This window comes from Mesorhizobium sp. STM 4661 (assembly GCF_000359125.1).
GTDB lineage: Bacteria > Pseudomonadota > Alphaproteobacteria > Rhizobiales > Rhizobiaceae > Mesorhizobium.
This window is the reverse complement of sequence record NZ_CAAF010000025.1, coordinates 35238-60562: the sequence shown is the minus strand read 5'-3', so window position 1 is coordinate 60562 and position 25325 is coordinate 35238. Positions and strand designations below refer to the sequence as shown.

The 25325-nt window shown below is 62.7% G+C and carries 25 protein-coding genes; 15 read left to right on the top strand and 10 right to left on the bottom strand.

Features of this window, described 5'->3' with window-relative positions:
• The first annotated feature begins 4 nt into the window (after window positions 1-4).
• The 4 genes from MESS4_RS07555 (at window position 5) to MESS4_RS07540 (ending at window position 3677) form a co-directional block, all read left to right on the top strand.
• Complete coding sequence (locus MESS4_RS07555; RefSeq protein ID WP_006328479.1) at window positions 5-802, top strand: rhomboid family intramembrane serine protease; 798 nt, start codon at window positions 5-7, stop codon at window positions 800-802.
• Between the two features lie 179 nt (window positions 803-981).
• Window positions 982-1731, top strand: a complete 750-nt coding sequence (locus MESS4_RS07550; RefSeq protein ID WP_006328478.1) for an electron transfer flavoprotein subunit beta/FixA family protein — start codon at window positions 982-984, stop codon at window positions 1729-1731.
• A 20-nt stretch (window positions 1732-1751) separates the two neighbouring features.
• Window positions 1752-2681 carry an electron transfer flavoprotein subunit alpha/FixB family protein gene (locus MESS4_RS07545; RefSeq protein ID WP_006328477.1) on the top strand — a complete coding sequence of 310 codons (930 nt, stop codon included), beginning with the start codon at window positions 1752-1754 and terminating at the stop codon, window positions 2679-2681.
• A gap of 117 nt (window positions 2682-2798) precedes the next feature.
• Window positions 2799-3677 (top strand): 3-hydroxybutyryl-CoA dehydrogenase, encoded by an 879-nt coding sequence (locus MESS4_RS07540; protein ID WP_006328476.1) that lies wholly within the window; start codon window positions 2799-2801, stop codon window positions 3675-3677.
• Window positions 3678-3686: 9 nt separating this feature from the next.
• Here the strand turns inward: MESS4_RS07540 and MESS4_RS07535 are convergent, their stop codons facing one another.
• From MESS4_RS07535 to MESS4_RS07525, 3 genes are all read right to left on the bottom strand, one after another.
• Window positions 3687-4325, bottom strand: a complete 639-nt coding sequence (locus MESS4_RS07535; protein WP_006328474.1) for an NrsF family protein — start codon at window positions 4323-4325, stop codon at window positions 3687-3689.
• 1 nt (window position 4326) lies between these two features.
• On the bottom strand, window positions 4327-4863 hold the full coding sequence (locus MESS4_RS07530) for a sigma-70 family RNA polymerase sigma factor (RefSeq protein ID WP_006328473.1): 537 nt from the start codon (window positions 4861-4863) through the stop codon (window positions 4327-4329).
• Window positions 4864-4990: 127 nt separating this feature from the next.
• Window positions 4991-6010 carry a hypothetical protein gene (locus tag MESS4_RS07525; RefSeq protein WP_157385526.1) on the bottom strand — a complete coding sequence of 340 codons (1020 nt, stop codon included), beginning with the start codon at window positions 6008-6010 and terminating at the stop codon, window positions 4991-4993.
• Window positions 6011-6098: 88 nt separating this feature from the next.
• Here MESS4_RS07525 and MESS4_RS33330 point away from each other — a divergent pair, with 88 nt between their 5' ends.
• The 5 genes from MESS4_RS33330 (at window position 6099) to MESS4_RS07500 (ending at window position 11988) form a co-directional block, all read left to right on the top strand.
• On the top strand, window positions 6099-6755 hold the full coding sequence (locus MESS4_RS33330; protein WP_006328471.1) for a GNAT family N-acetyltransferase: 657 nt from the start codon (window positions 6099-6101) through the stop codon (window positions 6753-6755).
• A complete protein-coding gene (locus tag MESS4_RS07515) occupies window positions 6752-7972 on the top strand; it encodes a cytochrome P450 (RefSeq protein ID WP_006328469.1) in 1221 nt (406 codons plus the stop codon). Before MESS4_RS33330 ends, MESS4_RS07515 begins: the two co-directional genes overlap by 4 nt.
• 181 nt (window positions 7973-8153) lie before the next feature.
• Complete coding sequence (locus MESS4_RS07510) at window positions 8154-9158, top strand: iron ABC transporter substrate-binding protein (protein WP_006328466.1); 1005 nt, start codon at window positions 8154-8156, stop codon at window positions 9156-9158.
• A 188-nt stretch (window positions 9159-9346) separates the two neighbouring features.
• Window positions 9347-10909 (top strand): iron ABC transporter permease, encoded by a 1563-nt coding sequence (locus MESS4_RS07505; RefSeq protein ID WP_036240858.1) that lies wholly within the window; start codon window positions 9347-9349, stop codon window positions 10907-10909.
• Window positions 10906-11988, top strand: a complete 1083-nt coding sequence (locus tag MESS4_RS07500) for an ABC transporter ATP-binding protein (RefSeq protein WP_006328464.1) — start codon at window positions 10906-10908, stop codon at window positions 11986-11988. The genes MESS4_RS07505 and MESS4_RS07500 overlap by 4 nt, the downstream gene beginning before the upstream one ends.
• A gap of 30 nt (window positions 11989-12018) precedes the next feature.
• On the opposite strand, the gene MESS4_RS07495 is transcribed toward MESS4_RS07500, so the two are convergent.
• The 5 genes from MESS4_RS07495 to MESS4_RS07475 all read right to left on the bottom strand — a co-directional run bounded on the left by MESS4_RS07495 (window position 12019) and on the right by MESS4_RS07475 (window position 17281).
• Window positions 12019-12840 carry a phosphodiesterase gene (locus MESS4_RS07495; RefSeq protein WP_006328463.1) on the bottom strand — a complete coding sequence of 274 codons (822 nt, stop codon included), beginning with the start codon at window positions 12838-12840 and terminating at the stop codon, window positions 12019-12021.
• 86 nt (window positions 12841-12926) lie between these two features.
• The gene (locus MESS4_RS07490; RefSeq protein WP_006328462.1) at window positions 12927-14027 is read right to left on the bottom strand and encodes a sn-glycerol-3-phosphate import ATP-binding protein UgpC; all 1101 of its coding nucleotides are present in this window, start codon (window positions 14025-14027) and stop codon (window positions 12927-12929) included.
• A 19-nt stretch (window positions 14028-14046) separates the two neighbouring features.
• Window positions 14047-14961: an ABC transporter permease subunit gene (locus MESS4_RS07485; RefSeq protein WP_006328461.1), complete on the bottom strand. Its 915-nt coding sequence runs from the start codon at window positions 14959-14961 to the stop codon at window positions 14047-14049.
• Between the two features lie 7 nt (window positions 14962-14968).
• Entirely contained in the window at window positions 14969-15853 is an 885-nt protein-coding gene (locus MESS4_RS07480; RefSeq protein WP_006328459.1) for a sugar ABC transporter permease, read from the bottom strand.
• Window positions 15854-15928: 75 nt separating this feature from the next.
• The gene (locus tag MESS4_RS07475; protein WP_006328458.1) at window positions 15929-17281 is read right to left on the bottom strand and encodes an extracellular solute-binding protein; all 1353 of its coding nucleotides are present in this window, start codon (window positions 17279-17281) and stop codon (window positions 15929-15931) included.
• A gap of 357 nt (window positions 17282-17638) precedes the next feature.
• Between MESS4_RS07475 and MESS4_RS07470 the strand changes: the two genes are divergently transcribed.
• Window positions 17639-20077: an EAL domain-containing protein gene (locus tag MESS4_RS07470; protein ID WP_006328457.1), complete on the top strand. Its 2439-nt coding sequence runs from the start codon at window positions 17639-17641 to the stop codon at window positions 20075-20077.
• Here the strand turns inward: MESS4_RS07470 and MESS4_RS07465 are convergent.
• Window positions 20069-20755, bottom strand: a complete 687-nt coding sequence (locus MESS4_RS07465) for a TlpA disulfide reductase family protein (RefSeq protein WP_006328456.1) — start codon at window positions 20753-20755, stop codon at window positions 20069-20071. The genes MESS4_RS07470 and MESS4_RS07465 overlap by 9 nt on opposite strands.
• 35 nt (window positions 20756-20790) lie before the next feature.
• On the opposite strand from MESS4_RS07465, the gene argH reads away from it, so the two are divergent.
• The 5 genes from argH (at window position 20791) to MESS4_RS34345 (ending at window position 24933) form a co-directional block, all read left to right on the top strand.
• Window positions 20791-22191 carry an argininosuccinate lyase gene (argH, locus tag MESS4_RS07460; protein ID WP_006328454.1) on the top strand — a complete coding sequence of 467 codons (1401 nt, stop codon included), beginning with the start codon at window positions 20791-20793 and terminating at the stop codon, window positions 22189-22191.
• A gap of 69 nt (window positions 22192-22260) precedes the next feature.
• Window positions 22261-22467, top strand: coding sequence for a hypothetical protein (locus MESS4_RS07455; protein ID WP_036240848.1), 207 nt, complete (start codon window positions 22261-22263; stop codon window positions 22465-22467).
• Between the two features lie 52 nt (window positions 22468-22519).
• On the top strand, window positions 22520-23788 hold the full coding sequence (gene lysA / locus MESS4_RS07450; RefSeq protein ID WP_006328452.1) for a diaminopimelate decarboxylase: 1269 nt from the start codon (window positions 22520-22522) through the stop codon (window positions 23786-23788).
• Window positions 23789-23993: 205 nt separating this feature from the next.
• A complete protein-coding gene (locus tag MESS4_RS07445; RefSeq protein ID WP_006328451.1) occupies window positions 23994-24425 on the top strand; it encodes a BrnT family toxin in 432 nt (143 codons plus the stop codon).
• A 67-nt stretch (window positions 24426-24492) separates the two neighbouring features.
• Window positions 24493-24933, top strand: coding sequence for a BrnA antitoxin family protein (locus MESS4_RS34345; RefSeq protein WP_244441069.1), 441 nt, complete (start codon window positions 24493-24495; stop codon window positions 24931-24933).
• 53 nt (window positions 24934-24986) lie between these two features.
• Here the strand turns inward: MESS4_RS34345 and MESS4_RS07435 are convergent, their stop codons facing one another.
• Window positions 24987-25289 (bottom strand): metalloregulator ArsR/SmtB family transcription factor, encoded by a 303-nt coding sequence (locus tag MESS4_RS07435; RefSeq protein WP_006328449.1) that lies wholly within the window; start codon window positions 25287-25289, stop codon window positions 24987-24989.
• Window positions 25290-25325 lie beyond the last annotated feature (36 nt).

Sequence of the window (25325 nt, the reverse complement as noted above, 5' to 3'; positions counted from 1 at the left end):
CCCGATGTTTATCCCGCTCTACGACACCAACAAGCTGCGCCACATCAGGCTGCAATATGTCACGATCGGCCTGATCGTGGTCAACACGCTCATCTACCTTGCCACCACGCTCGGCGGCGAGAATTTCGCCAACGCGGCGGTGCTCGGCCTCGGCTTCATTCCGTCCGTCGTTCACGACAAGGTGGAACTGGCGCCGCAGTTTGTCGTGATCCCCGAGAGCTTGAGCTACATCACCTATTCCTTCCTGCATGCGGATATTTTCCACCTCGGCGGCAACATGCTGTTTTTATGGGTGTTCGGCGACAATGTCGAAGACGCGCTCGGCCACATCCGCTATCTGATCTTCTACCTGCTTTGCGCCATCGCCGGCGCCTTCTTCCAGGGCCTGGTTGCCTGGGATTCGCAGGTGCCGCTGATCGGCGCCTCGGGCGCCATCGCCGGCGTGGTCGCCGCCTATCTGATCCTCTATCCCAGGGTGAAGGTATGGGTGCTGGCCTTCGCCCGCATTCCATTGCGCATCCCGGCTTTCATCCCGCTCATTTTGTGGATCATCTTCCAGGTCGCGATGTTCGCCGCGGGCGGCGAGGACCAGGTTTCCTGGGCCACCCATGTCGGCGGCATCATCGCCGGCGCCGTGCTGGTGCTGATCTTGCGCAGACGCGGCATACCGCTGCTCGCCGCCGCGGACGAGGCGCCCGCGGTGGCGACCGATCCGGCGCTCATTGCTCCCGAGCCTGTCGCCAGCGAGCAGCCTGCGGCGCAGTCGGCACCGCGCTGGGGCCGCGCGTCGGCTCCGGACTGAACCGATTTGAGTGGCTAGCGCATATTGACGCGCAGGTTTGTCGCAACTACGGAAGCGTTTCCGCCACCGCCTAGGCGGTTGAAGACCCGAATTCCGTCCGAAATGTCGGCTTTCGACAATTCTGCAAAGGCGCAGGCTGCTATAGCGCGCCCAACTATCTCAAGAGAGGTGACAGGCAAATGAAGATCCTTGTGCCCGTGAAGCGGGTTGTGGATGCGAATGTGAAGGTTCGCGTGAAGGCTGACGGTTCGGCGGTGGAACTCGCCAACGTCAAGATGGCGATGAACCCGTTCGACGAGATCGCGGTCGAAGAGGCGATCCGGCTGAAGGAAGCCGGCAAGGCGGAAGAGATCATCGTTGTCTCGATCGGGCCGCAGCAGGCGCAGGAAACCTTGCGCACCGCGCTCGCCATGGGCGCCGACCGCGCCATCCTGGTCAAGACCGACGAGCAGACCGAGCCGCTCGGCGTCGCCAAGGTGCTGAAGGGCGTGGTCGAGGCTGAGAAGCCCGGCCTCGTCATCCTCGGCAAGCAGGCGATCGACGACGATTCCAACCAGACCGGTCAGATGCTGGCGGCACTGCTCGGCTGGGCGCAGGGCACCTTCGCCTCCAAGGTGGTGCTCGACGGCGACAAGGCCAAGGTAACGCGCGAAGTCGATGGCGGCCTGCAGACGGTGGAACTGAAGATGCCGGCGATCGTCACGGCCGATCTTCGCCTCAACCAGCCGCGCTATGCCTCCTTGCCCAACATCATGAAGGCCAAGAAGAAGCCGCTCGACGAGAAATCGCCCGCCGACTACGGCGCCGACGTCAAGCCGCGGCTGAAGGTCATCAAGACCGAGGAGCCGGGCGGCCGCAAGGCCGGCGTCAAGGTCAAGAGCGTCGCCGAACTGGTCGACAAGCTAAAGAACGAAGCCGGCGTGTTGTAACGCTGGGAAGGGATAAAAACATGACCATTCTCCTCATCGCGGAACACGACAACGCCAGCCTTTCCGACCAGACCGCCAAGGCACTCTCGGCGGCCCTGCAGATCGGCTCGAACGTACATGTGCTGGTTGCCGGCAAGGGCGCCAAGCCGGCAGCGGACGCCGCCGCCAAGCTCAAGGGCGTCAGCAAGGTGCTGCTCGCCGAGGCCGACGAACTGAGCGAGCGCCTCGCCGAACCGCTGGCGGCGCTGGTTGTGTCGCTGGCGGGCGCCTACGACACCATCATCGCGCCGGCGACCTCGTCGGGCAAGAATGTCGCGCCGCGTGTGGCGGCCCTGCTCGATGTGGCGCAGGTCTCCGAGATCATCGAAATCGTGTCGCCCGACACCTTCAAGCGGCCGATCTATGCCGGCAACGCCATCCAGACGGTGCAGTCGAGCGACGCCAAGAAGGTGATCACCGTGCGTACGGCCTCCTTCCAAGCAGCGCCCGAAGGTGGTTCCGCCCCGGTCGAGACGATCAAGGCAGCGGCCAATCCCGGCCTGTCGAGCTTCGTCGAGAACAAGCTTTCCGAGACCGACCGTCCGGAGCTGACCTCGGCCAGGATCATCATCTCGGGCGGCCGCGCGCTGGGTTCGGCGGAGAAATTCCAGGAAGTCATCCTGCCGGTCGCCGACAAGCTCGGCGCCGCCGTCGGCGCTTCCCGTGCCGCGGTCGACGCCGGCTATGCGCCGAACGACTGGCAGGTCGGCCAGACCGGCAAGGTCGTCGCCCCCGATCTCTACATCGCCGTCGGCATCTCCGGCGCCATCCAGCACCTCGCCGGCATGAAGGATTCGAAGGTCATCGTCGCCATCAACAAGGACGAGGAGGCCCCGATCTTCCAGGTTGCCGATTACGGCCTCGTCGGCGATCTCTTCGTCATTCTGCCGGAACTGCAAAAGGCGCTTTGACGCTTTCTGGCAAAGCGTATTAAATTGTGAAGGGTGGGGTAGACGAAGCTGCCCCGCCCTTTTAGTTTGCACCGCACAAAAGCAGGCCGCAAAGGCCTTTTCGACGGGATCGGTGTAATGAGCAAGATCGAGACGATCGGCATCATCGGCGCGGGCCAGATGGGCGGCGGCATAGCGCATGTGTCCGCGCTTTCGGGCTACAAGGTGCTGATCTACGATATCTCTCCCGACCGCATCGAAAAGGGCATTGCCACCGTCAGCGGCAACATGGCCCGCCAGGTAGGTTCGGGCAAGCTTGAGGAGAAGCTGCGCAACGACGCGATGGCGCGTATTTCAGCAGCACCCACCATGGCTGACCTTGCCGGCGCCGATCTGGTGATCGAGGCGGCGACCGAGGACGAGACGGTCAAGCGCAAGATCTACGCCCAGCTCTGCCCTCAGCTCAACCCGGAAGCCATCCTGGCGACCAACACCTCGTCGATCTCGATCACCCGTCTGGCCGCGCAGACCGACCGTCCGGAACGCTTCATCGGCATCCATTTCATGAATCCGGTTCCGGTGATGAAGCTGGTCGAGCTGGTGCGCGGCATCGCCACCGAGGACCAGACCTTCGAGGCGGCCAAGGCCTATGTGAAGCAGCTCGACAAGACCATCACCGTCTCCGAGGATTTTCCGGCCTTCATCGTCAACCGCATCCTGTTGCCGATGATCAACGAGGCGATCTACACGCTCTACGAAGGTGTCGGCTCGGTCGACGCCATCGACACCGCCATGCGGCTCGGCGCCAACCATCCGATGGGACCGCTGCAGCTTGCCGATTTCATTGGGCTGGATACCTGCCTGTCGATCATGCAGGTGCTGCATGACGGCCTGTCGGATTCGAAATACCGCCCCTGCCCGCTGCTGGTGAAATATGTCGAGGCCGGCTGGCTCGGCCGCAAGACCGGGCGTGGCTTCTACGACTATCGCGGCGAGCATCCCGTTCCGACGCGCTGATCGCCGTCCCTACCAGCGCACGAAAAGCCGCCCGCCGAGCGCGCCGAGCGCCGCGAGGATAGCAATCGCGATCGAATACCAGGTGGCTACGAAAAGCGGCGAATCGTCGAAGCAATGCGCCGCATAGAAAGTCGCGGCCAGCCCGCCGGCAAGCAGGCCCGCCACCGCCCCGGCAAGCACCGGCCGCGTCGGCGCGCCATAGCGCAGCATCCATAGGAAGATGGCGAGCGGGCCGATGCCGATCAGCGGGATGAACGTCATGCAGATCATCATGTTGCTGCCGACTAGGCGCGTGCCCCAGTCGGCCTCGGGCACGGCGAAGAGCTCCAGAACCACCGCCACCAGCACAAGCAGCGGCGCCGCGATCATCCAGGCCGCCGCCTTGCCCGTCGACGCCCCAGGGGTCGACAGCGCGCGGATCAGGGCGAAGGCGGTGACGGCAAGCACGAGGGTGAAGACGAATTTCGACAGGAAGCGCATCGTGTGCATGGCGATCATGATGTCGGGACGTGGACCGATGGTGAGCCAGAAAACCACCGCGGCGATTCCCGCCGCAGCAGCCGTGGCCATCCACCAGGCCGAGCGCAGCGGCATCGCCCTGCTGCTTGCGTCAGCGTCCAATGCCTTGATAAGATCCTCGGTCCTCATGTCACCCGGCTCCGAATCGCTTGGCGATTGCGGCAAGGCCGCGGTGCAGCGACACGCGCACGGCCGTCTCGCTGATACCGAACCTCGCTGCGGTCTCGCCAATGGAACGGCCTTCGACCGACACCGACGAAACCACCGAACGCTGCGCCGGCGGCAGGCCGTCCAGCGCCCGGTTGATATCGCGCTCGCTGACCGTCTCGGTCTCCGGTTCGGCGAAGCTCTCGGCGATCTCGCCGATTTCGATCTCGATGCGCCGCCCGCGCCGCCGGAAGGCGTCGATCAGCTTGAAGCGCGCTATCGCATAGACCCAAGGCAAGACCGGCGCATCCTGGCGCCAGGTATGCCGTTTCACATGAATGGCCAGCAAGGTTTCCTGCACGACATCCTCGGGGTCGACCCCGCCTTGCACGATCTTGCGCCTGACAAAGCCGCGAACGAGAGCAGCCGTCCGGTGCAGAAAGTCGGCATAGGCCTTTTCATCTCCTCCGATCGCAGCCCGCAGCAGCCGGGCGAGTTCGGCCTCGTCCATGCCGGTCACAAGAGTTCACTCCCCGATATTCGCGCCTCGGCGCTGATTTGTTACGTGGCCGGCGAAATAATGTCCAAGCCAAAGTAGGGGAGCATCACGGAGTTTGCGGCCGGCTCCATGTTCGACAGCCAATGGATCAGACTTTCTCACCAAGCACGGCATTCCTGACAAATCTCAGGCCCTTCTTAACAATGAGCTTCCTGCGCCTTTTCCCATATTCTCGCCGCAGACCCGCCAAAATCTCGGAATGCGTCTCATCGATCCTGGCAGGGCACGAAGAGTCACGTGCATGCGGCAGGGCCAAAAGGGCATCGGCGTGCATGCTGGCATAAGGCGTTGAATCATATTCATCGAAAGGGGTCGGCGGATAGCTCAGCACAGTCGGATTTGTATTGATTTCGAAGACTTGGATACGGTCATCCAGGACCGTATAGTCAATTCGGCCGTATGTTATCGATGCTTTGTCGAAAATCGGCATCAGGCTCAATCTGTGCGGATTCTCACGGACATAGGCGCGATGATCATCGAGATGCTGCTTCGGAATGCCCCGTCCCGGATCCTTTATGAACCATTCCTGCTTGGCAAAACAATGTTGGGCATAGCTGCGCCCGCCGATCCGGTAAGCGGAGTATTTTCGATAGTAACCATCGGATCCGGGCTTCGACCCGAACTCGGCGATCATCGGCCGGACAAATCTCATGCCAGGCAAGCCTGCGAGGGCATTGTCCAGTTCTCTATAATTCTGCAGCAGGCGCGGCGTCTCATAGGCTGCACCCGTCTCATCGCGTAGGAAGACGGGAAAGCGTATGTCGTCCGGCAAGGTCTCCGGCCTATAGACCCGGAAATCGTTGATGCCGTCCGCAAACAGTTTGCGCAGCAGGTCGAAACGTTGGAGGCTTTCCCGGGGATGATTGAGTTGAGCGACGTTCGGCTGCTCCTGCCTCATCTTGCGGCTGAGATCAGCGGCCATTTCGATGTCGGCGACAGTCAGCCGATCCATATCGGTCCAGATCACTGTTCCCTTGGAAAGTGTGCCTAAAAGAGCTTTGTCTTCGTAGGGAACCAGTCGAAAAACTGCTTGGAGATCTTTGCGAAAATAGAGAAGCATAGTTGCCTGGGTATAGGCGTGCCGGCTATGGCAGACATAAAAAATCATGAGGATTAGCTGCCACCCGGTGCGAAAAAGCACGACTAGCAAATAAAGGCGGCTTGTTCCATACGGGACTGCGGGGCGGAGACTTGTGATGACGAAGAATATCCGGCTGCATCTGGTTTCCGAAGATGCGGTGCCCCTGATGGCTGAACTGGAAACCGCTGCCTGGGGCCCACTCGGAGCCGGCCCGGACATCATCCGTAACCGCCTGTCGCTTGGGCACACGATGATCGCTGGCTCTGTAGGCTCCCTCATCGCCGGTGCTATTTGTTTCGTCGAAACGAGCCAGGACCCTCACGATACTACAAATTTTCCAAAGACCTTTGCAGCCTACTCCTCCATGGCAAAAAGCCAGCCGCCGCTTTCACTCTATGTCTACAATCTCGGCGTGCGCCCGGAATTCCGCGGGACCGATCTGGTGCGTCGGCTGCTTTCGGAGATGATCGCGCATGGTCGCCGGGCAGGAGCCCGTTGGGCCGTGGGTGATGGCCGATGCCCGTCCTATGCGGGCGCGCAGGATGATACTCCAGACAAGGTCGTTATGGATCAAGGGTTCCGCGAAACCATTGATGAATGGCACCGGACCGGCGTGATACCGCCAGTAAATTCCATAACCAGGGATCCGTTGTTGCGGTTCTACCACAGGACCCTGAATTGCGAATTTCTGCATCTGGCCCCCGATTTCCTGCCGGAGGACGCAAGCTCTGGAGGCTACCGGGTCATATTCGCGGTGGATGTCACCCGATGATCGGCGACGTCGATCTTTTCGATCCTTTCGTTCTTGGCGACGATCCGTTTCCGGAGTTCGCTCGCCGCCGGACGATTGGCGCAGCCGCCTGGGGCAAACCGCCCTATCCCGAGGCGGGCCAGGCGTACTATGTTTTCAGCCATGGGCTGGTTTCGAAGGCGCTGAAACATCCGTCGCTTTTGCAGGCGCCGCCCGGCGCTTATGAACTGGTTCGGCAAAAGATCACCCTTGATTTCGCGCTCGACCTCTTGACGAAATCCATGCTGCTTTCCGACCCGCCGCAGCATATGCGGCTGCGCCGTCCACTCGGCGGATTGCTGACGTCATCCTCCATTGCCGGCCTGTTTGACAGGCTCCTGGCAACTGCATTGGAGTTGACGCGGAAAGCCGCAGGCGAGCCGGAATTCGACGCTATTGGCGATCTGGCTGTCCCTCTGTCGTTCTCCGGGCTGGAGCAGATCCTCGGGCTGAACATCGAGGATCCATGGTTGATCGGCGGCGATGCGCAACGCATGGCCAGTGCATTGGAGATGAGACTTGGTGGCATCGACCCGCAGGCCAACGATGCCTGCCGGCGGCTGCAGGATTGGGTGTCGTTGGCGATAGACAATAATGGGGCAGTGCTGCCGAATGGCATGACGGCGCAAATGCTGGCGGAAGTCGACGCCGGCCGCTGGCGGCGTGAAGACGCCGTCGCCAATGTCGTGTTTCTCCTTTTTGCCGGACAGGCGACGGTCGTCGACACGTTCGGCAATGCACTGATGGCGCTGGAACGCTTTCCCGACCAGCGCAGACTGCTTGAAGACGGACGCGTGAGCTGGTTGTCCGCGGCGGAGGAACTGCTGCGCTATTGCGCCCCGGTTCACTATGCCGGGGCGCGCATCGCTGCGGAGGACTTGGAGTTCGAGGGCATCGCCATTCAGGCCGGACAGGCCATCGTCCCGGTGCTTGCCAGCGCCAATCGCGACGCTTCGGTTTTCGCCGCCGGCGACCGGCTCGATTTGCAGTCCAGCGTTCCTTCCACTCTTACCTTCGGCACCGGCTTGCATGTCTGCCTCGGCCAGCATCTCGCCCGGCTGGAACTTGCCGCCCTGCTGGAGGCCTTGTTTACCCATGCCGAGGGCTGGCGCCTTGATCTTCCAAGGGTCGCAAGACGGCAATCGGTGCTGCTTTATGGCCTGCAAACGGCTCCCTTGATATTGCCTGCCGCCGCATAGGCGCCCTGGCCGTCGGCGCAACCGTAGCCGCCCATCCCCTTCACGCAGAATTGTCAATCGGGCGCGGGGCCTTGCAGCCGGCGACCGATTGAAGCAGCCTCTCAATGTTGACTATGATATTCATGTATTGCTAGGTGCAGCCATGCCAAAACCAAGACCAGTGAGAGCGAGGACGACGCCCATGAAATCTGCCCTTTCGACCCTTGCCGGCGCCGCGCTGGCGATCGGCCTGTTCGTTGCGCCGGCGATGGCGCAGGAGGATGGCATCATCGTCTACAACGCCCAGCATGAGAGCATGGCCAAGGAATGGGCCGAAGGCTTCACCAAGGAAACCGGCATCAAGGTCACGTTGCGCAACGGCGGCGACAGCGATTTCTCCAACCAGATCGTCGCCGAAGGCGCTGCCTCGCCGGCCGATGTCTTCCTGACCGAAAATTCGCCGGCCATGGCCCTGGTCGAGGCATCAGGCCTGTTCGCGCCGGTCGATGCCGACACGCTGGCGCAGATTCCGCGGGAATACCAGCCGACCACCGGCAAATGGGTCGGCGTTGCCGCGCGCAGCACCGTCTTTGCCTACAACAAGACCAAGCTTAACGCCGACCAGTTGCCGAAATCGCTGCTCGATCTCGCCGATCCGAGCTGGAAGGGCCGCTGGGCAGCCTCGCCCTCCGGCGCCGACTTCCAGGCGATCGTCAGCGCCCTGTTGCAGCTCAAGGGCGAGCCCGCCACGGCTGACTGGCTGAAGGCGATAAAGGAGAATTTCACCGCCTACAAGGGTAACGGCACGGTGATGAAGGCGGTCAATGCCGGCGAGATCGAAGGCGGCGTGATCTATCACTATTACTATTTCGGCGATCAGGCCAAGACCGGCGAAAACAGCGGGAACGTCGAGCTGCACTATTTCAAGAACCAGGATCCGGGCGCTTTCGTCTCGATTTCCGGTGGCGGCGTGCTGGCCTCCAGCAAGCACCCGAAGGAAGCCCAGGCGTTCCTGAAATGGGTGACCGGCAAGGGCGGCCAGGACGTGCTGACGACCGGCACATCCTATGAGTACGCCGTCGGCAAGGGCGCGGAGTCCAACCCTAAGCTGGTGCCGCTGGCCGATCTGCAGGCGCCGAAGGTCGATCCGGCGACGCTGAATTCCAAGAAGGTGACCGATCTGATGACGGCAGCCGGCTTGCTTTAGCCGGCATTCGTCCTAAAAGGGCAACCGACTGCGCTCCTGCGGGAATTCGCTTTCCGCGGGGGCGCTCTGTTTTTCGAGATGGCATTCGTCCCCATGACGACCAGCATGACGACAGACTGCATTTCCGGCCGCGTTTGCGGTTCCTTCGACCGCTGCCGCCGGCAGGCGACGGCACGGCGTCCGGTCTGATGCAGTCTGCGGCCGATCTTGCCCGCCCAGGCCGGCCGGCCCGGCTTCGATCCTCATCCTGGATCTTGCTCGCCGCCGTCCTCGTCTCGCTGTTTGCGCTGCTGCCGCTTGCCTTCATCATCTGGGTCGCGGTGCAGACCGGATGGGAAACCGCATCGGCGCTGGTCTTCCGGCCGCGCGTCGGCGAGCTTCTGGTCAACACCGTGCTTTTGGTGGTGCTGGCCGTTCCGATCTCGATCGTGCTCTCGGTGGCGCTGGCCTGGCTAACCGAACGCTCGGACCTGCCTGGAGCCCGCCTCTGGGCCTGGCTCTCGGTGGCGCCGCTCGCCATTCCCGCCTTCGTGCACTCCTATGCCTGGATCACCCTGGTGCCGGGATTGCACGGCCTGTGGGCCGGCGTTCTTGTCTCGGTCATCGCCTATTTCCCGTTCCTCTATCTGCCGGTGGCGGCGGCGCTGCGCCGGCTCGACCCCGCCCTCGAAGACACCGCCGCGGCCCTCGGTCTCGGCCCGTGGCGCGTGTTCGCACGCGTTGTGCTGCCGCAGCTCAGGCTCGCCATCTGCGGCGGCTCGCTGCTGGTCGGCCTGCATTTGCTTGCCGAATACGGCCTCTACGTGTTCATCCGCTTCGACACCTTCACCACGGCGATCGTCGATCAGTTCCAGTCGACTTTCAACGGTCCCGCCGCCAATATGCTGGCCGCCGTGCTGGTGACGTGCTGTTTCGTCCTGCTTGGGCTGGAAGTGCTGGTGCGCGGCGAGGAGCGCTATGCCCGTGTCGGCTCGGGCGCCGCGCGCCAGCAGCAGCGCACACGGCTCGGCCGCGCCACGGTCCCTTGCCTGCTGCTGCCTGCCGTCACCACGCTGCTGGCGCTTGGCGTGCCGTTCATCACCATAGGCCGCTGGCTGATCGCCGGCGGCGCCGATGTCTGGCGCCTCGACGAGATCGGCCTGGCGCTCGGTCAGACCCTGTTCCTGGCGCTCGCCGGCGCCTTGCTTGCCACTGTCGCCGCGATGCCGATGGCCTGGATCTCGATCCGCGCGCCGGGACCGATGCAGCGGCTTCTCGAGGGCTGCAACTACATCGTCGGTTCGCTGCCCGGCGTCGTCGTGGCGCTGGCGCTGGTCACCATCACCGTGCGCATCGCCCTGCCGCTCTACCAGACCCTGTTCACCATCCTTGTCGCCTATGCGCTGATGTTTCTGCCGCGCGCCCTGATCAGCCTCAGGGCATCGATCGCGCAAGCGCCGGTCGAGCTTGAACGCGCTGCCGCCAGCCTCGGCCGGCCGCCGCTCAAGGCGCTGTGGTCGACGACGATCCGCCTGTCGGCGCCAGGTGCGGCGGCGGGCATGGCGCTGGTGGCGCTCGGCATCATGAATGAACTGACCGCCACGCAGATGCTGGCGCCGAACGGCACCCGCACGCTGGCGATGGCGTTCTGGTCATACAGCGGCGAGATCGACTATGCGTCGGCCGCACCTTACGCCTTCATCATGGTGGCGATATCGCTGCCGCTGACCTGGCTGCTCTATATCCAGTCGAAGCGGATGGCCGGACGATGAGCTTTCTCGAACTCACCGGTGTGCACAAGCACTACGGCCCGGTTGCCGCCCTTGCCGGCGTCGACCTCAACGTGGTGAGCGGCAGCCGCACGGCGATCGTCGGACCGTCCGGCTGCGGCAAGACGACCTTGCTCAGGCTGATCGCCGGCTTCGAGGCGCCCGATCGGGGCCGCATCGTGCTCGACGGCGAGGTGCTGGCCAATGGCGGCGCTGCCGTGCCGGCGCATCGCCGCGGCATCGGCGTGGTGGCGCAGGACGGCGCCCTGTTCCCGCATCTGACCATCGCCGACAATATCGGCTTCGGCATGGCACGCGGCGAGGACAAGCGCACCGAGCGCATCGTCGAGCTGGCCTATATCGTCGGGCTGGACAAGGCGATCCTGAAACGCCGGCCGCATGAGCTCTCCGGCGGCCAGCAGCAGCGTGTGGCGCTGGCCCGCGCCATGGCCATGAAACCAAGGCTGATGCTGCTCGACGAGCCGTTCTCCGCGCTCGACACCGGTCTTCGCGCCTCGATGCGCAAGGCGGTCGCCGAGCTTCTGGAAGCGGCCGGCATCACGACGATCCTGGTCACGCACGACCAGGCCGAGGCGTTGTCCTTTGCCAGCCAGGTGGCGGTGATGCGCGACGGCATATTTTCGCAGGTCGGCACACCACGCGAGCTCTATCTCCAGCCGAAAGACCGGATGATTGCCGAATTCCTCGGCGACGCCATCATCCTGCCGGCAAAGATATCAGGCGGCTTCGCCAGTTCGCCGCTTGGCCGCATCGCCGTCGACAGCACCGAGCGGCGCGATGTCGCCCGCATCATGCTGCGACCCGAACAGGTGCTGCTGAAACGCACGTCGCGCGAAGGCATGCCGGGAACGCCGGAGATGCTGTTCGGCGAGGTGACGGAATCCGAGTTCGCCGGCTCAATGTGCACCATCGCGGTGCGGCTCCTGAACAGTCCCGACCTGCCGGACGCCGCCGCGATCGGCAACACGCCGCTCATCCTGCGCAAACCGGGCATGGATGCGCCGGCCGTCGGCGAGATCGTGCGGCTGACGGTTTCCGGCAAGGCGCATGTGTTTGCCTGAGGCGTTCCCGGCTCAGTCAAGTCGCCGTGCTCACGCGACGCGAGTATCCAGCGTGACGATCTTGCCCGTCGCCGGCGAATAGAGCGGCCATCGCTCGAGGAAGTCGCAATTGTGCACGACGACCCGGCGCTCGGCAGCATCGATGAGGACGATCGCGTATGTGGGCGGCGCCTGCTCGACCACTTCTTCCCCGGCCAGATCGAGCATGAAGCGGGCATGCAAGCCGCGTTGCGCGGTGAACGGGATGCCGGCAACCGTGCCGGCGATGTCGCGATGGACATGGCCGAAGAAGACGTGGCCGACATTGCCGTGGCGCTCGAGCAGATCGATGAATCGCCGGGGCTGTTCGAGCCCGAGCGGGTCGAGGATGGGCAGGCCGAGTTCGACCGGCGGATGATGCAGGAAGATGTAGGCCTGCCGTCCTGCCGCTTCGGCGAGCCGTGCGTCGAGCCAGGCAAGCCGCTTGTCGCATAGCTCGCCGGTGACACGGCCTTCGGCCAGGCTGTCGAGGAACAGCAGCGATGCCTCGGGCGTCTCGAAGACCGATTGCACGAAGCCATTATCGTCGACCGCGCCTTCGGGAAAGGCCGCAACCAAACTGGCCCGCCTGTCATGATTTCCCGGCAGCAACCGGTAGGGCACTAAAAGCTTGCCCAGGGCCGATCTGAGATCGGTGTAGCTCTCGGCCGCGCCGGCCTCGGTCAGGTCGCCGGTGAAGACGCAAAGCGCGGCATCGGCGTGACGTTCATTGATGTCGTCGATGCAGCGGTCGAGCCGCCCATGCAGGTCGGCACCGTAGCGGATTTCGCCCCGCCGTCCGAGATGGACGTCCGTGACCTGGATGATTTTCATTGCACGACCTTTGTTCGACCTGACAGGAAATTTGCTTTACCGGCCGCCCGAGGCAGACGCCAGCGCGTTAGCGGATGGTGCTGCCATCAATGTGCGGGAACCGGCACGGAGGCTTTGAAGACATCGAGGCGCGCGCCCGTCTCCGACGAGAAGAAATGCATGTCATCGGGCGAGATCTTCAAACCGACCGTCGCGCCGGGCGCCGGATGGACGGTCTCGGACGTCACCACGGAAAACGCCGCGCCGTCGAGATCGACATAGATGACCCTGCCCGCGCCCAGCTCCTCGACGAGATCGACGGTGGCATTGAGCGCGCCCTGCGAGCCGGGCGCCACCAGGCGGACGGCTTCAGGCCGGATGCCCATCGCGACCTTGGCGCCGACCGGCAGGCCGACCCGCGGAATGGGCAGCCGCCGGCTGCCGCCAAGCAGCGAGAGGCCGTCGAGCTCGACGATGCCCTCGAGGATGTTCATCGCCGGCGCGCCGACGAAGGTCGCGACGAACCGGCTGGCCGGGCGCTTGTAGATTTCGCCCGGCGTGCCGACCTGCTCCACGCGGCCGCCATTCATCACCACCAGCCGGTCGGCGAGCGTCATCGCCTCGACCTGGTCGTGCGTGACGAACACCGATGTCGCGTTCAGCCGGCGGTGCAGCTTGCGGATTTCCGAGCGCATCTGCACGCGCAGCTTGGCGTCGAGGTTGGAGAGCGGTTCGTCGAACAGAAACACCTTCGGTTCGCGGATCATGGCGCGCCCCATGGCGACGCGCTGGCGCTGGCCGCCCGACAGCGCTGCAGGCTTGCGGTCGAGCATCGGCTCGAGCTCGAGGATGCGGGCCACGGCCTGGATGCGCTGCGTGCGCTCGGCCTTGGGAACACCCGCGACTTTCAGCGAATAGCCAATGTTCTGGGCGACGCTCATATGCGGGTAGAGCGCGTAGTTCTGGAACACCATGGCACAGCCGCGCTCGCGCGGTTCCAGCCGGTTGACCACGGTGCCGTCGATGGCGATCTCGCCACCGGAAATCTCTTCCAGCCCGGCGATCATCCTGAGCAGCGTGGACTTGCCGCACCCGGAAGGCCCGAGAATGACGACAAATTCGCCCGAAACGATGTCGAGGTCGACGCCGTGCACGACCGGCGACTTGCCATAGCTCTTCTTGACGTCGCGAATGGTGATGGAGGCCATCATCTGTCTCCTTGTCGGGTCACTTTTCGGTGGCGATCAGGCCGCGCACGAACCAGCGCTGCATCGCCACGACGACGATCAGCGGCGGCAGCATGACGATCAGCGTGCCGGCCATGGCGATGTTCCATTCGGGAATGCCGCCGATGTTTGGAATGAGCTGCTTGAGCTCGGTGACTGCCGTTGCGTGGGATTGATCGGTGGTGATGAGCAGCGGCCACAGATACTGGTTCCATGCCCACAGGAACATGATGGTTCCGAGCGCCGCCATGTTGGTGCGCGACAGCGGCAGCAGTATATCGATGAAGAAGCGCAACGCGCCGGCGCCGTCCATGCGCGCCGCCTCGGTCAGTTCATCCGGCACGGTGAGAAAAAACTGCCGATAGAGGAAGGTGCCAGTGGCGGTGGCGATCAACGGCAGGATGAGCCCGGTGTAGGAGTTGAGCAGCCCGAAGCTCAACGCAATCCGGACACCCGATATTTTCTCGATCAGCCAGCTCAAGCCGGTCACGTCGAGGATCGTCTGATACGGTGACAGCACGTTGGCGACGACCGCGTAGGTCGGTACGATGCGCACTTCGAGCGGCAGCATCAGCGTGATGAAGATCAGCCAGAAGATGAAGGTACGGCCGGGATAGCGGAAATAGACGATCGAGAAGGCGGTGAGCGCCGAGATGATCACTTTGCCGGCGGCGACACCGGTAGCCATGATGAAGCTGTTCAAAAGCTTGGGCCCGAGGTCAGCCGTCGTCCATGCCGTCTTGATATTGAGCCAGAAGTCGCTGCCCGGCAGCAGCGACATCGGCACGTCGTTGACGTCCTTCAAATTGTGCGACGCGGCGATCGCGACGATCGCGAAAGGCGCGACCGCCAGCACGAAGCCGATGAACAGCACGAGATGCGTGACGAAATTCAGGATCGGGGTGCGCTCCACCATGACCGCCTCACCGGTAATGCACGCGCCGCTCGATGAAGCGGAACTGGAAGATGGTGAGCACGATGATGAGCAGCATCAGGATGATGCTCTGCGCGGCGGCACCCGAATAATCGAGGCCTTTGAAGCCGTCGGAATAGATCTTGTAGACCATCAGATTGGTCGCGTTCGCCGGCCCGCCGCTGGTCATGATATCGACGATGCCGAAGGAATCCTGAAAGCTCTCGGTGATGTTGATGACGAGCAGGAAAAAGATCGTCGGCGTGATCAGCGGGAACTGGATATCCCAAAACCGTCTGATGACACCGGCGCCGTCCATGGCCGAGGCCTCGATCAACGAGCGCGGGATGGCCTGGAACGCGGCAAGGAAGAAGATGAAATTGTAGCCGATATATTTCCAGGAAAAGGCGGCGATGATGGAGGCCATGGCGTCGACGCCGTCGAGACCCGGATCCCAGAATCCCGGCCATGCCTGGTTGACGACGGCCATGAAGCCGGCTTCCGGCGCCAGGATGAAGCGGAAGGCGAGCGCCAGCGCCGGCGCCGCAATGCCATAGGGCCAGATGAGCACCACACGGTAGAAGCGCGAGCCGGTAAGCTGCCGGTCGGTCAGGGCGGCGAGCACGAGCGCGACGAACATCACGATGCCGGTGCTGATCGCGGCAAAGACAAGGCTGACGGTGATCGAGTTCCAGTAATCAGCGCTGGACAGGATCGACCGGAAATTGTCGAGCCCGACCCAGATGTTGCCGCCGCCCCAGGGCTGTTGCAGCGTCAGCGACCAATAAACCGCCTGGCCGGCCGGCCAGTAGAAGAATGTGAAGATCAGCAGGAGCTGCGGCACCGCGAACAGGATGCCGACCGTCCATTTGCTGAAGGTAACGCGTTTTTCCATCGACCCGGCTATTTTCTGGATATGAAACGGCCACCCGCCGATTGTCGGCGGGCGGCCTTATGTTAAGCCTGCTGGTCAGGGCAGCGTCTTGTTCGGATAGGTCTGCTGGAAGCGATCGAGGATGGCGTCGCCGTTCTTGACCAGCGTGTCGATGCCTTCCTGGACACTGACCTTGTTGGCGAAGATCGCCTGCATCTGCGTGCCGAACTCGGCACGGATCTGGGTGAAATTGCCGAGGCGGACACCGCGGGTGATGTCGGTCGGCTCGGAAGCAGTCAGGCTGGCAATCGCGGTTTCGCGGCCCTTGAAAGGCGCCTTGTCGTAGAAGCCGTTGGCCTTCATGTAGTCGAAGCCCGACTTCGTCACCGGAATGTAGCCGGTGTTGGTCGACCAGAACAGCGCGGTCTTGGGGTCGTGGATGAAGTTGAGGAACGCGGCTGCGCCCTTGTATTCCTCAGGCGACTTGCCGGAAAGAACCCAGAGCGAGGCGCCGCCGACGAGCGAGTTCTTGCGCTCGGTGCCGGCATAGGTTGGCAACTCGGCGACGTCCCAGTTCAAGCCTTCCTTCTTGGTCTTGCCGACCGTGCCGTGGTCGCCGACCGAGGACAGGATGACCTCGCAGGTGCCGGAAGCGAAGGACTGGACCATATCCTGGCCGAGATCCTTGGACTTGATCTTGATGAGACCTTCGTCATACCACTTCTTGAGGTCGCCGACATATTGGACGAACTTGGTCTTGTTGACTTCGAGGCGAGCGTCGAGGCCGTCATAGCCGTTGTTCTTCGTCGCGATGGGCTGGTTGTGGATGGCGGAGAACTGCTCCATCAACTGCCAGCTTTCGTTGCCGGAGATGTTGATCGCCATCGGGCAATCGTAGCCGGCATCCTTGAGCGCCTTGAGGTCGGCGCCGACGTCTTCCCAGGTCTTGGGGGCCTCGGTCTTGCCGATCTTGGCGAAGGCGTCCTTGTTCCAGTACATCAGCGCGGTCGAGGAGTTAAACGGGAACGACAGCATCTCGCCCTTCGAGGTCGCGTAGTAGCGCGCAATGCCAGGGAAATAGTCGCTGTAGTCGATCTTGTAGCCGTTCTCTTCCATCAGCTTGTCGGCAGGCTTGTATGCGCCCGAGAGCATCATGGTGGCGGTGCCGACATCATAGACCTGGACGACGGTGGGCTGCTTGCCGGCACGGAATGCCGCGATCGTATTCTGCAGCGTGGCGTCGTAGTTGCCCTGGCTGGTGCAGACGACTTCATAGTCCTTCTGCGATTCGTTGAAGTTCTTGCACAAGGTCTGGACGACGCGCTCGAGGTCGCCCGAAAGACCGAACCAGAAATCGAACTTGGTCGGCGCGGCGACCGCGGGCAGCGCCAATGAAACGCTGATTGTGCCGGCGACAAGAGCCGCCAGGCCGTGTTTGATCATCGACATGAACTCATTCCCTGTTGAGTGGCTTGGTGCAGGATCGTTGCGCAGGTCCCTGACCGTCTCATAGAGAAAGTATGTGACAGTTCGTTGTGCCTTTTTCGCACCTGTGGACAGGCAATTTCTCCGCCCGCGACGCCCCCGCGACATGAAATGAAACCGTCATGCGCGCCGTCTAAGTGAGGAGAGCGATGCCCACCAACCCTGCCGACGTTGATCGATTGAACGACCCGAATCTCCCTCCGGCCGCCTTACACCGGGAAAGCTCGCTGCAGTTGCAATTTTACTTAACCGATTGTTGAAGCGTTAAACGCTAATCAATCACACTGCCTTGTTTATCTCCAATCGATCCGGTGAAACAAGATGCTGACGGTCTACAATTGCATCGTGAACCAGCACGATCCAAGACTGGTCGCACTCGCCGCCCTCATCTGTGGAATTTCCTCCTTTTCCGCCGCGAACCTCCTCCATCATGTCGCCCGCTCGACGGATCGAAACCGGCTGACATGGCTGATGATTGCAGCCACTTCGACTGGATTCGGCATCTGGGCGACGCATTTCATTGCGATGCTTGCATTTACGCCGGGAATTCCGAACGCATACGACCCGGGGCTCTCCGTGCTTTCGCTCGCCGCCGCCGTTGTCTTGACGGCCGTCGGCATGTCGGTCGCCACCTTGCGCGGCGGCATTGACCACTATCTCGTCGGCGGCGCCATTCTCGGCGGCGGTATCGCGACCATGCATTTCGTCGGCATGCAGGCATTCGAGGTGCAAGGCCGGATCGTCTGGAATCCGCTCCTCGTCGCCATTTCGCTGCTGGCCGGAATGACGCTTGCGGCGCTGGCGATGCTCGTCGTCCTGCGCCGCCCGTCCCTGGCCGCCACGCTTGGCGGCGCGGCACTTTTGACACTGGCCATCTGCACCTTGCATTTCATCGCCATGGCCGCGGTATCGATCTTCCCGGACTCCTCGATAGAAATCTCCCAATACACGGTCCAACCCACCTCACAGGCTTTCGCAGCGGCGGCCGCCAGCCTGGTGATCCTCGTGCTTTCGGGCGCGGCGCTGTGGATCGATCTGCGCTTCCACCGCCACAAGCTCGAGGCCGACCGCATGCATGGCCTTGCCAACGCCGCAGTGGAAGGGCTGATCGTTTGCGACGGTACCCGCGTCATCAGCGCCAATGACAGCATCGCGAGGCTGACCGGCATGGCGGCCGGCGGGCTGGACGGGATGGAGCTTGGCGATCTTTTCGGTGAACGCGCCGCATCCGACATGTCCGGCTTCGGCGGACAACCTCGGGAAGCTGAATTGAGAAACCGCGATGGCACGACAATTCCGGTCGAGCTGATCGCCAGAAGCATCGACTATTGCGGCAAGCCCCACAACGTCGTCGCCGTTCGCGACATCCGCGAGCGCAAGAAGGCGGAAGAGGAGATCCTTCGCCTTGCCCATTTCGATCCGCTGACCGGGCTTGCCAATCGGCGCAGCTTTTCCAGCCGGCTCGAAGCGGAAATCGTTTCGATGAACAGGGCTGGCAAAGGCGGTTACCTGGCGCTTCTGCTGCTCGACCTTGACCGGTTCAAGGAGGTCAACGACCTTTACGGGCACGGTGCCGGCGACGCCATGCTTCAAAAGGTTGCGCACTGCGCTGCCGGCGTCCTGCGCCACGGACAGATGATTGCGCGCCTGGGTGGCGATGAATTCGCCATCATCGCGCCGAACCTGCCCGACCCGTTGGCGGCGGGCGGTATCGCCGACGCCGTGCTGGCCGCGATGCGCGAGGAAAACCGACTTTCGGCCGGTGGCGGCCTCGTGTCGGCCAGCATCGGCATCGCGCTTTTTCCGTTGGATGCCGAAGACCAGACCAGCCTGATCGGCCACGCCGATACCGCGCTCTACCGCGCCAAGACCGAGGGCAGGGACACCTACCGCTATTTCGAGGCGTCGATGGGCGCCGAGGCCCGCGACAAGCGCGTGATGGAGCACGAATTGCGCCAGGCTATCGCACGCAAGGAATTCCACCTTGTCTACCAGCCGCAGAAGGAAATCAGCAGCGGCAGGATGATCGGCTTCGAGGCCCTGGTCCGTTGGCGGCACCCCGAACGGGGCGATGTTTCCCCGTCGATATTCATCCCCGTGGCCGAAGACAGCGGGGCCATCGCCCACATCGGCGAATGGGTGCTGACGGCTGCCTGCGAAGAAGCCGCCCGCTGGGAAAATCCGCTGACAGTGGCCGTCAACGTCTCGGCGGTGCAGCTTCACAATCCGAATTTCAGCCGCAAGGTCCACGAAACCCTGCTGAAATCCGGCCTCGCACCCGGCAGGCTCGAACTCGAGATCACCGAAACGGCGCTGGTGAAGGACATGCCCCGCGCGCTGGCGACCTTGCGGCAGGTCAAGGCGCTTGGCGTGCGCGTGGCCATGGATGATTTCGGCACCGGCTATTCCTCGCTCTCCAACCTTCGCGCCTTCCACTTCGACAAGATCAAGATCGACGGCTCCTTCATCAAGTCCGTCGACAAGAACGGCCAGGTCGCGGCAATCGTGCGCGCAGTGCTGGGGCTCGGTCGCGGCCTCGGCCTGCCGGTCCTGGCGGAGGGCGTCGAGACGCTCGGCGAGCTGGAGTTCCTCGACGCCGAGGCTTGCGAGATCGGGCAAGGCTATTATCTTGGCAGGCCGGGTCCGATCGAGGCGTTCGGCGAGCTCACCGGCGTCACCACGCCCGTGGTCCGGCCAAGCACCGCCGGCCATGGCGACAGGAGCATCGCGGCTCTGAAACCGCGGTTGCGCTCAGTCTGATCGGCTGAGCGCCGCCTCGACCAGCCGCTTGGCGTCCGGGCTCGACCATTCGGCCGGGCCGTTCATATGGGCGATCAGGCAGCCCTCGCCGTCGACCAGCATGGTGACTGGAAGGCCGAGCGCCAAGCCGCGCGTCTTGAGGTCGTTGAACAGCGCCATCGTCGAATCCCGGTAGTAGCCGAGGGTTTCGACGCCGGTGTCCTTGAGGAACTTCTTCGGCTTGACATCGTCGCCGGCATCGACATTGACAGCCACGACCTGGAAGGCGTCGCCGCCCTTGTCCTTTTGCAGCGCATCGAGCGCCGGCATTTCGGCGCGGCAGGGCGCGCACCATGTCGCCCACAGATTGAGCAACACCGTCTTTCCGGCGTGGTCGGCGAGCGTCATCGGCTTGCCGTCGGGGCCATTGAAGGCGAGGTTCTTCAGCGATTGTGGCGGGTCAGCCGGCAAAAGCGCGGCGACCTGGCCGGTGGCGGCCGCGGCGACCTTCTTGGCACGGTCGGCCTTGGCGGCGCAGGCGACATCGTCCTTGCCGTCGCCGGCAGCGACTTGTGCCGGTGCGTTGTTGCCAGAACCGCTCTCGCTGACATATACCGCGACCGCGCCCGCCAGCACGCCCGCCACCAAGGCGGCGAGGATGAGGCGCGGGGCCGGGAAGAATCTATTGCCGTCTGCCATGTCTTAAAAACTGCTCCGGAGCACGGGTTATAGCGATGAGCGACAAGAAGGCCAGCAACCAGATGTGGGGCGGACGTTTTGCCTCGGGTCCGGCCGCGATCATGGAAGCGATCAACGCGTCGATCTCGTTCGACCGCAAACTCTACGCACAGGACATCAGAGGTTCGATCGCCCATAGCGAGATGCTGGCGCAAACGGGCATTATTTCGGCGGCCGATCAAGAAAAAATCGCTCACGGGCTGAACACGATCCTGACAGAGATCGAAGCCGGCACGTTCGAGTTCTCGACCCGGCTGGAAGATATCCACATGAATGTCGAGGCCCACCTTGCCGAGCTCATCGGCCCGGCAGCCGGCCGCCTGCACACCGCCCGCTCGCGCAACGATCAGGTGGCGGTCGATCTCCGGCTGTGGGTCAAGGACGAATGTTTCCGGGTCGCCGAGGCGTTGAAGGGCCTGATAGCGGCATTCCTGGAGCGGGCCGAGGAGCATGCGGCGACCGTTATGCCGGGCTTCACCCATATGCAGGCGGCGCAGCCGGTGACCTTCGGCCATCACTGCATGGCCTATGTCGAGATGTTTTCGCGTGACCTGTCGCGCGTTCGCGACGCCATCGAACGGATGGACGAAAGCCCGCTCGGCGCCGCAGCCCTCGCCGGCACCAGCTTTCCGATCGACCGGCACCTGACGACCAGGGCCCTCGGCTTCCGCGAGCCGATGCGCAATTCCCTCGACAGCGTCTCGGACCGCGATTTCGCGCTCGAATTCCTGGCAATCGCGGCGATCTGCGCCACGCATCTGTCGCGGCTGGCTGAAGAGATCATTATCTGGTCGACGCCGCAATTCGGCTTCGTCAGGCTGTCGGATTCATTCTCCACCGGCTCCTCGATCATGCCGCAGAAGAAGAACCCGGACGCCGCCGAGCTGGTGCGCGGCAAGACCGGCCGCGTCACCGGCCATCTGGTCGGCCTGCTGACGGTGATGAAGGGCATGCCCCTGACCTACGGCAAGGACATGCAGGAAGACAAGGAGTCCGTGTTCGACGCCGCCGAGACGCTTGACCTGATGCTGGCGGCGATGACCGGCATGGTGCGCGACATGACGGTAAACGCCGCGGCGATGAAAAAGGCGGCGGGCGCCGGCTATTCGACGGCCACCGATCTTGCCGACTGGCTGGTGCGCACGCTCGGCCTGCCCTTCCGCGAGGCGCATCATGTCACCGGCCGCGCCGTGGCGCTGGCCGAGGAGAAGAAGGTCGGGCTAGACAGGCTTTCGCTGGAGGATCTGCAATCCGTTCATCCTGATATCACGGCCGATATCTTCTCGGTGCTTGCCGTGCAGAATTCGGTGAAGAGCCGCACAAGCTTCGGCGGCACCGCGCCGTCGGAGGTGCGGAAGCAGATCCGCTATTGGAAAAAGCGGCTCGCCAAAGCTTGAGCCAGGGTGCAATGCGCCGAAAACTCGGCTAAAAGCGGCAGCACGCAAAAGTTTCGGACGGATGGATCGATGACCGGAAGCAGGATTTTGGTGACGTTGACGCTGCTGGCGGCGATCGCGACCGTTACGGCCTGCGGCAGGAAGGCCGGTCTCGACACGCCCTATGAGGCTGCCGTGCAGGCCCGCAAGGACGCCGAGAAGGCCAAGCAGCCCGTGCCGCCAGAGCCGGAAAAACCGGTCGAGGACAAGAAGTTCATTCTCGACCCGCTGCTCTAGAGCCGATGAGATCACCCGATCTCATCGTGCTCCAACTTCCGGAACCATTCTCGTGAACCATTTCGACTACCGCGACGGCGTGCTGCATGCCGAGGACGTGGCAATTTCGGATATCGCGGCCAGCGTCGGCACGCCTTTCTACTGCTATTCGACGGCGACGCTGACCAGGCATTTCCGCGTGTTCGCAGAGGCCTTTTCAGGGCTCGACGCGCTGGTCTGCTACGCCATGAAGGCGAATTCCAACCAGGCGGTGCTGCGGACGCTGGCCAGGCTCGGCGCCGGCGCCGACGTGGTCTCGGAAGGCGAATTGCGCCGCGCGCTGGCCGCCGGCATCCCGGCCAACAAGATCCTGTTTTCGGGCGTCGGCAAGACCGCCCGCGAAATGGACTTTGCGCTTGGTGCCGGCATCCTCTGCTTCAACGTCGAATCCGAACCCGAACTGGAGCTGCTGTCGGCCCGGGCCGCGACACTCGGTAAGGTCGCGCCGGTCTCGCTGCGCATCAATCCGGATGTCGATGCCAAGACCCACAAGAAGATCTCCACCGGCAAGGCCGAGAACAAATTCGGCATTGCCTGGCAGAAGGCGCGAAAGGTCTATGCCCGCGCGGCCGAGTTGCCCGGCATCAAGGTGACCGGCATCGACACCCATATCGGGAGCCAGATCACCGAGTTGCAGCCTTTCGACGACGCATTCGCATTGCTGGTGGAACTGGTCGGCGTGCTGCGCGCCGACGGGCACGCCATAGAACATATCGATCTCGGCGGCGGCCTCGGCATTCCCTACCGCGTCGACAACAGTCCGCCGCCGCTGCCGGATGCCTATGCCGAGATCGTCAGGAAGCACGTCACCAAGCTCGGGCTGACGGTGATGTTCGAGCCCGGTCGGCTGATCGTCGGCAATGCCGGCATCCTGGTCTCGCAGGTGATCTTCGTGAAGGAGGGCGACGCCAAAAACTTCCTCGTCGTCGATGCCGCGATGAACGATCTGATCCGGCCGACGCTCTACGATGCCTTCCACGACACCCGGCCTGTGGTGCGGCAACCGGCTTCGGCACCGCGCATGACGGTCGATGTGGTCGGCCCGGTCTGCGAGACCGGCGACTATCTCGGCCTCGACCGCGACCTACCCCGGCTGAAGTCCGGCGACCTGATCGCCATCGCCACCGCCGGCGCCTATGGCGCGGTGCAGGCCGGCACCTACAACACTCGGCTGTTGGTACCGGAAGTGCTGGTCGACGGCGACCGTTTCCATGTCGTGCGCCCGCGCCAGACCTATGACGAGCTTATCGGGCTGGATTCGATGCCTGATTGGCTAAGGTAGACGCGTCGTCCCTTATCGCCATTTAGGAAGAGGGTCGGCTCCTCGCCGATCCAATCGCAGAGCGAAGAGTTCGTAGCTGCTGCTGCGGGTTGCGGCCGCGCGCAACCCGCAGGACAGCGTCAAGCTCGATCTCGGCTTCCTTGGCGGCGCGGCGACTTGCGGCGGTGGATGCGACGCGTCTCGAGGAAATGGCGAGCGCGTCGAAATGACATGGCTGGGGTCGAAAGCACCCTTCACGACCCTGGGCGGCAACGGTCGTGCGGCGCCTCGCATCGAAAATTTCTATATATACAAAAAACTTGCAGGGGGGATGTATTTTCTGTATATACGCAAATACCAGCAGGGGCTGACGGCGATGAAGTTTGAGTGGGTAGACGAAAAGGCGAGGAAGAACATAGCCAAACATGGCGTGTCGTTCGAGCTTGCCGAGGTTTTCGATTTCGACAACGCAATGATCTTTGAAGATGCGACTGAAGATTATGGCGAGGAAAGGTTCGTGGGGATCGGCTTCATCGGCAACAAGATTCATCAGATTGTTTACACACCGCGCAACGGAAACATCCGGGTCATTTCCCTCCGGCGCGCCACCAAAGAGGAGATCAGGAGCTATGTCGAATACATCGAAACCGGCTACTAAAAGTGGCGCCCATGTCAGAGCGAAGCGGGCGCCCTCCCCCATGAGATTCGCTGGAGGCGGGTCTGAGATGGATACGAAACTATTTGATTTCGCTGTACTGGGAAGCGACGAAACCACTTTGCGTATCTTGGAAGCCAAGTTTAGTGAGCAACAAAACCCAACGGATCAAGCTGATTTGCTCAGTGAGTTGGCCGTATTGGTTTCGGCCAGGAAGGCCACGTTGATCAGCATAGGCGAGTCGTCAAAAGTAAGTTTATTGAAGCGGGCTAAGGCCGCTCTTGATAAAATGACGGTCGAGGAAGACGCCGCAATCACCGCCGCGGCTCGAACTGATCCTGACGCGCAGCCAAACCTGGTAGCAAAGCGCGGGAGACCTCGATCAGAGCACGCCAAGGTCGCAATATTGTTGAGGCTGGACCCTGACATCGTTGAGAGCTTCAAGAAAGGCGGGTCAGGCTGGCAGACGCGCATGAATGCGGCATTGCGCAAAGCTGCCGATCTCGACTGAGCATGGGCGACGGGGTAAGCGATCATTCCTCCGCCAGCGCAATCCTCGATCGGCTACAACCGGTGCTGAATTAGCGCCCTGATCTCGGCGATCCTGTCCTCGTCGCGGCGATAGAACGTCCACTGCTTGATGCGCTTGCTGCTGAGAAGACCTGCCTGGGTGAGCACGCGCATATGTTCGCTGAGCGTCGCCTGGGTGATGCCGAGCTTTTCGGCGATCAGCAGCGCGCAGACACCGTCCTCGACCAGATCGCCATCCGCTTGGCGTGGGAAATGGACACGCGGATCCTTCAGCCAATCGAGGATTTGCAACCTGCGCTCGTTGGCGATCGCCTTGAAGACATCGACCTCTTGCATTTAGCCATTTTGCTAAGTTACTAAGTAATGTCAATC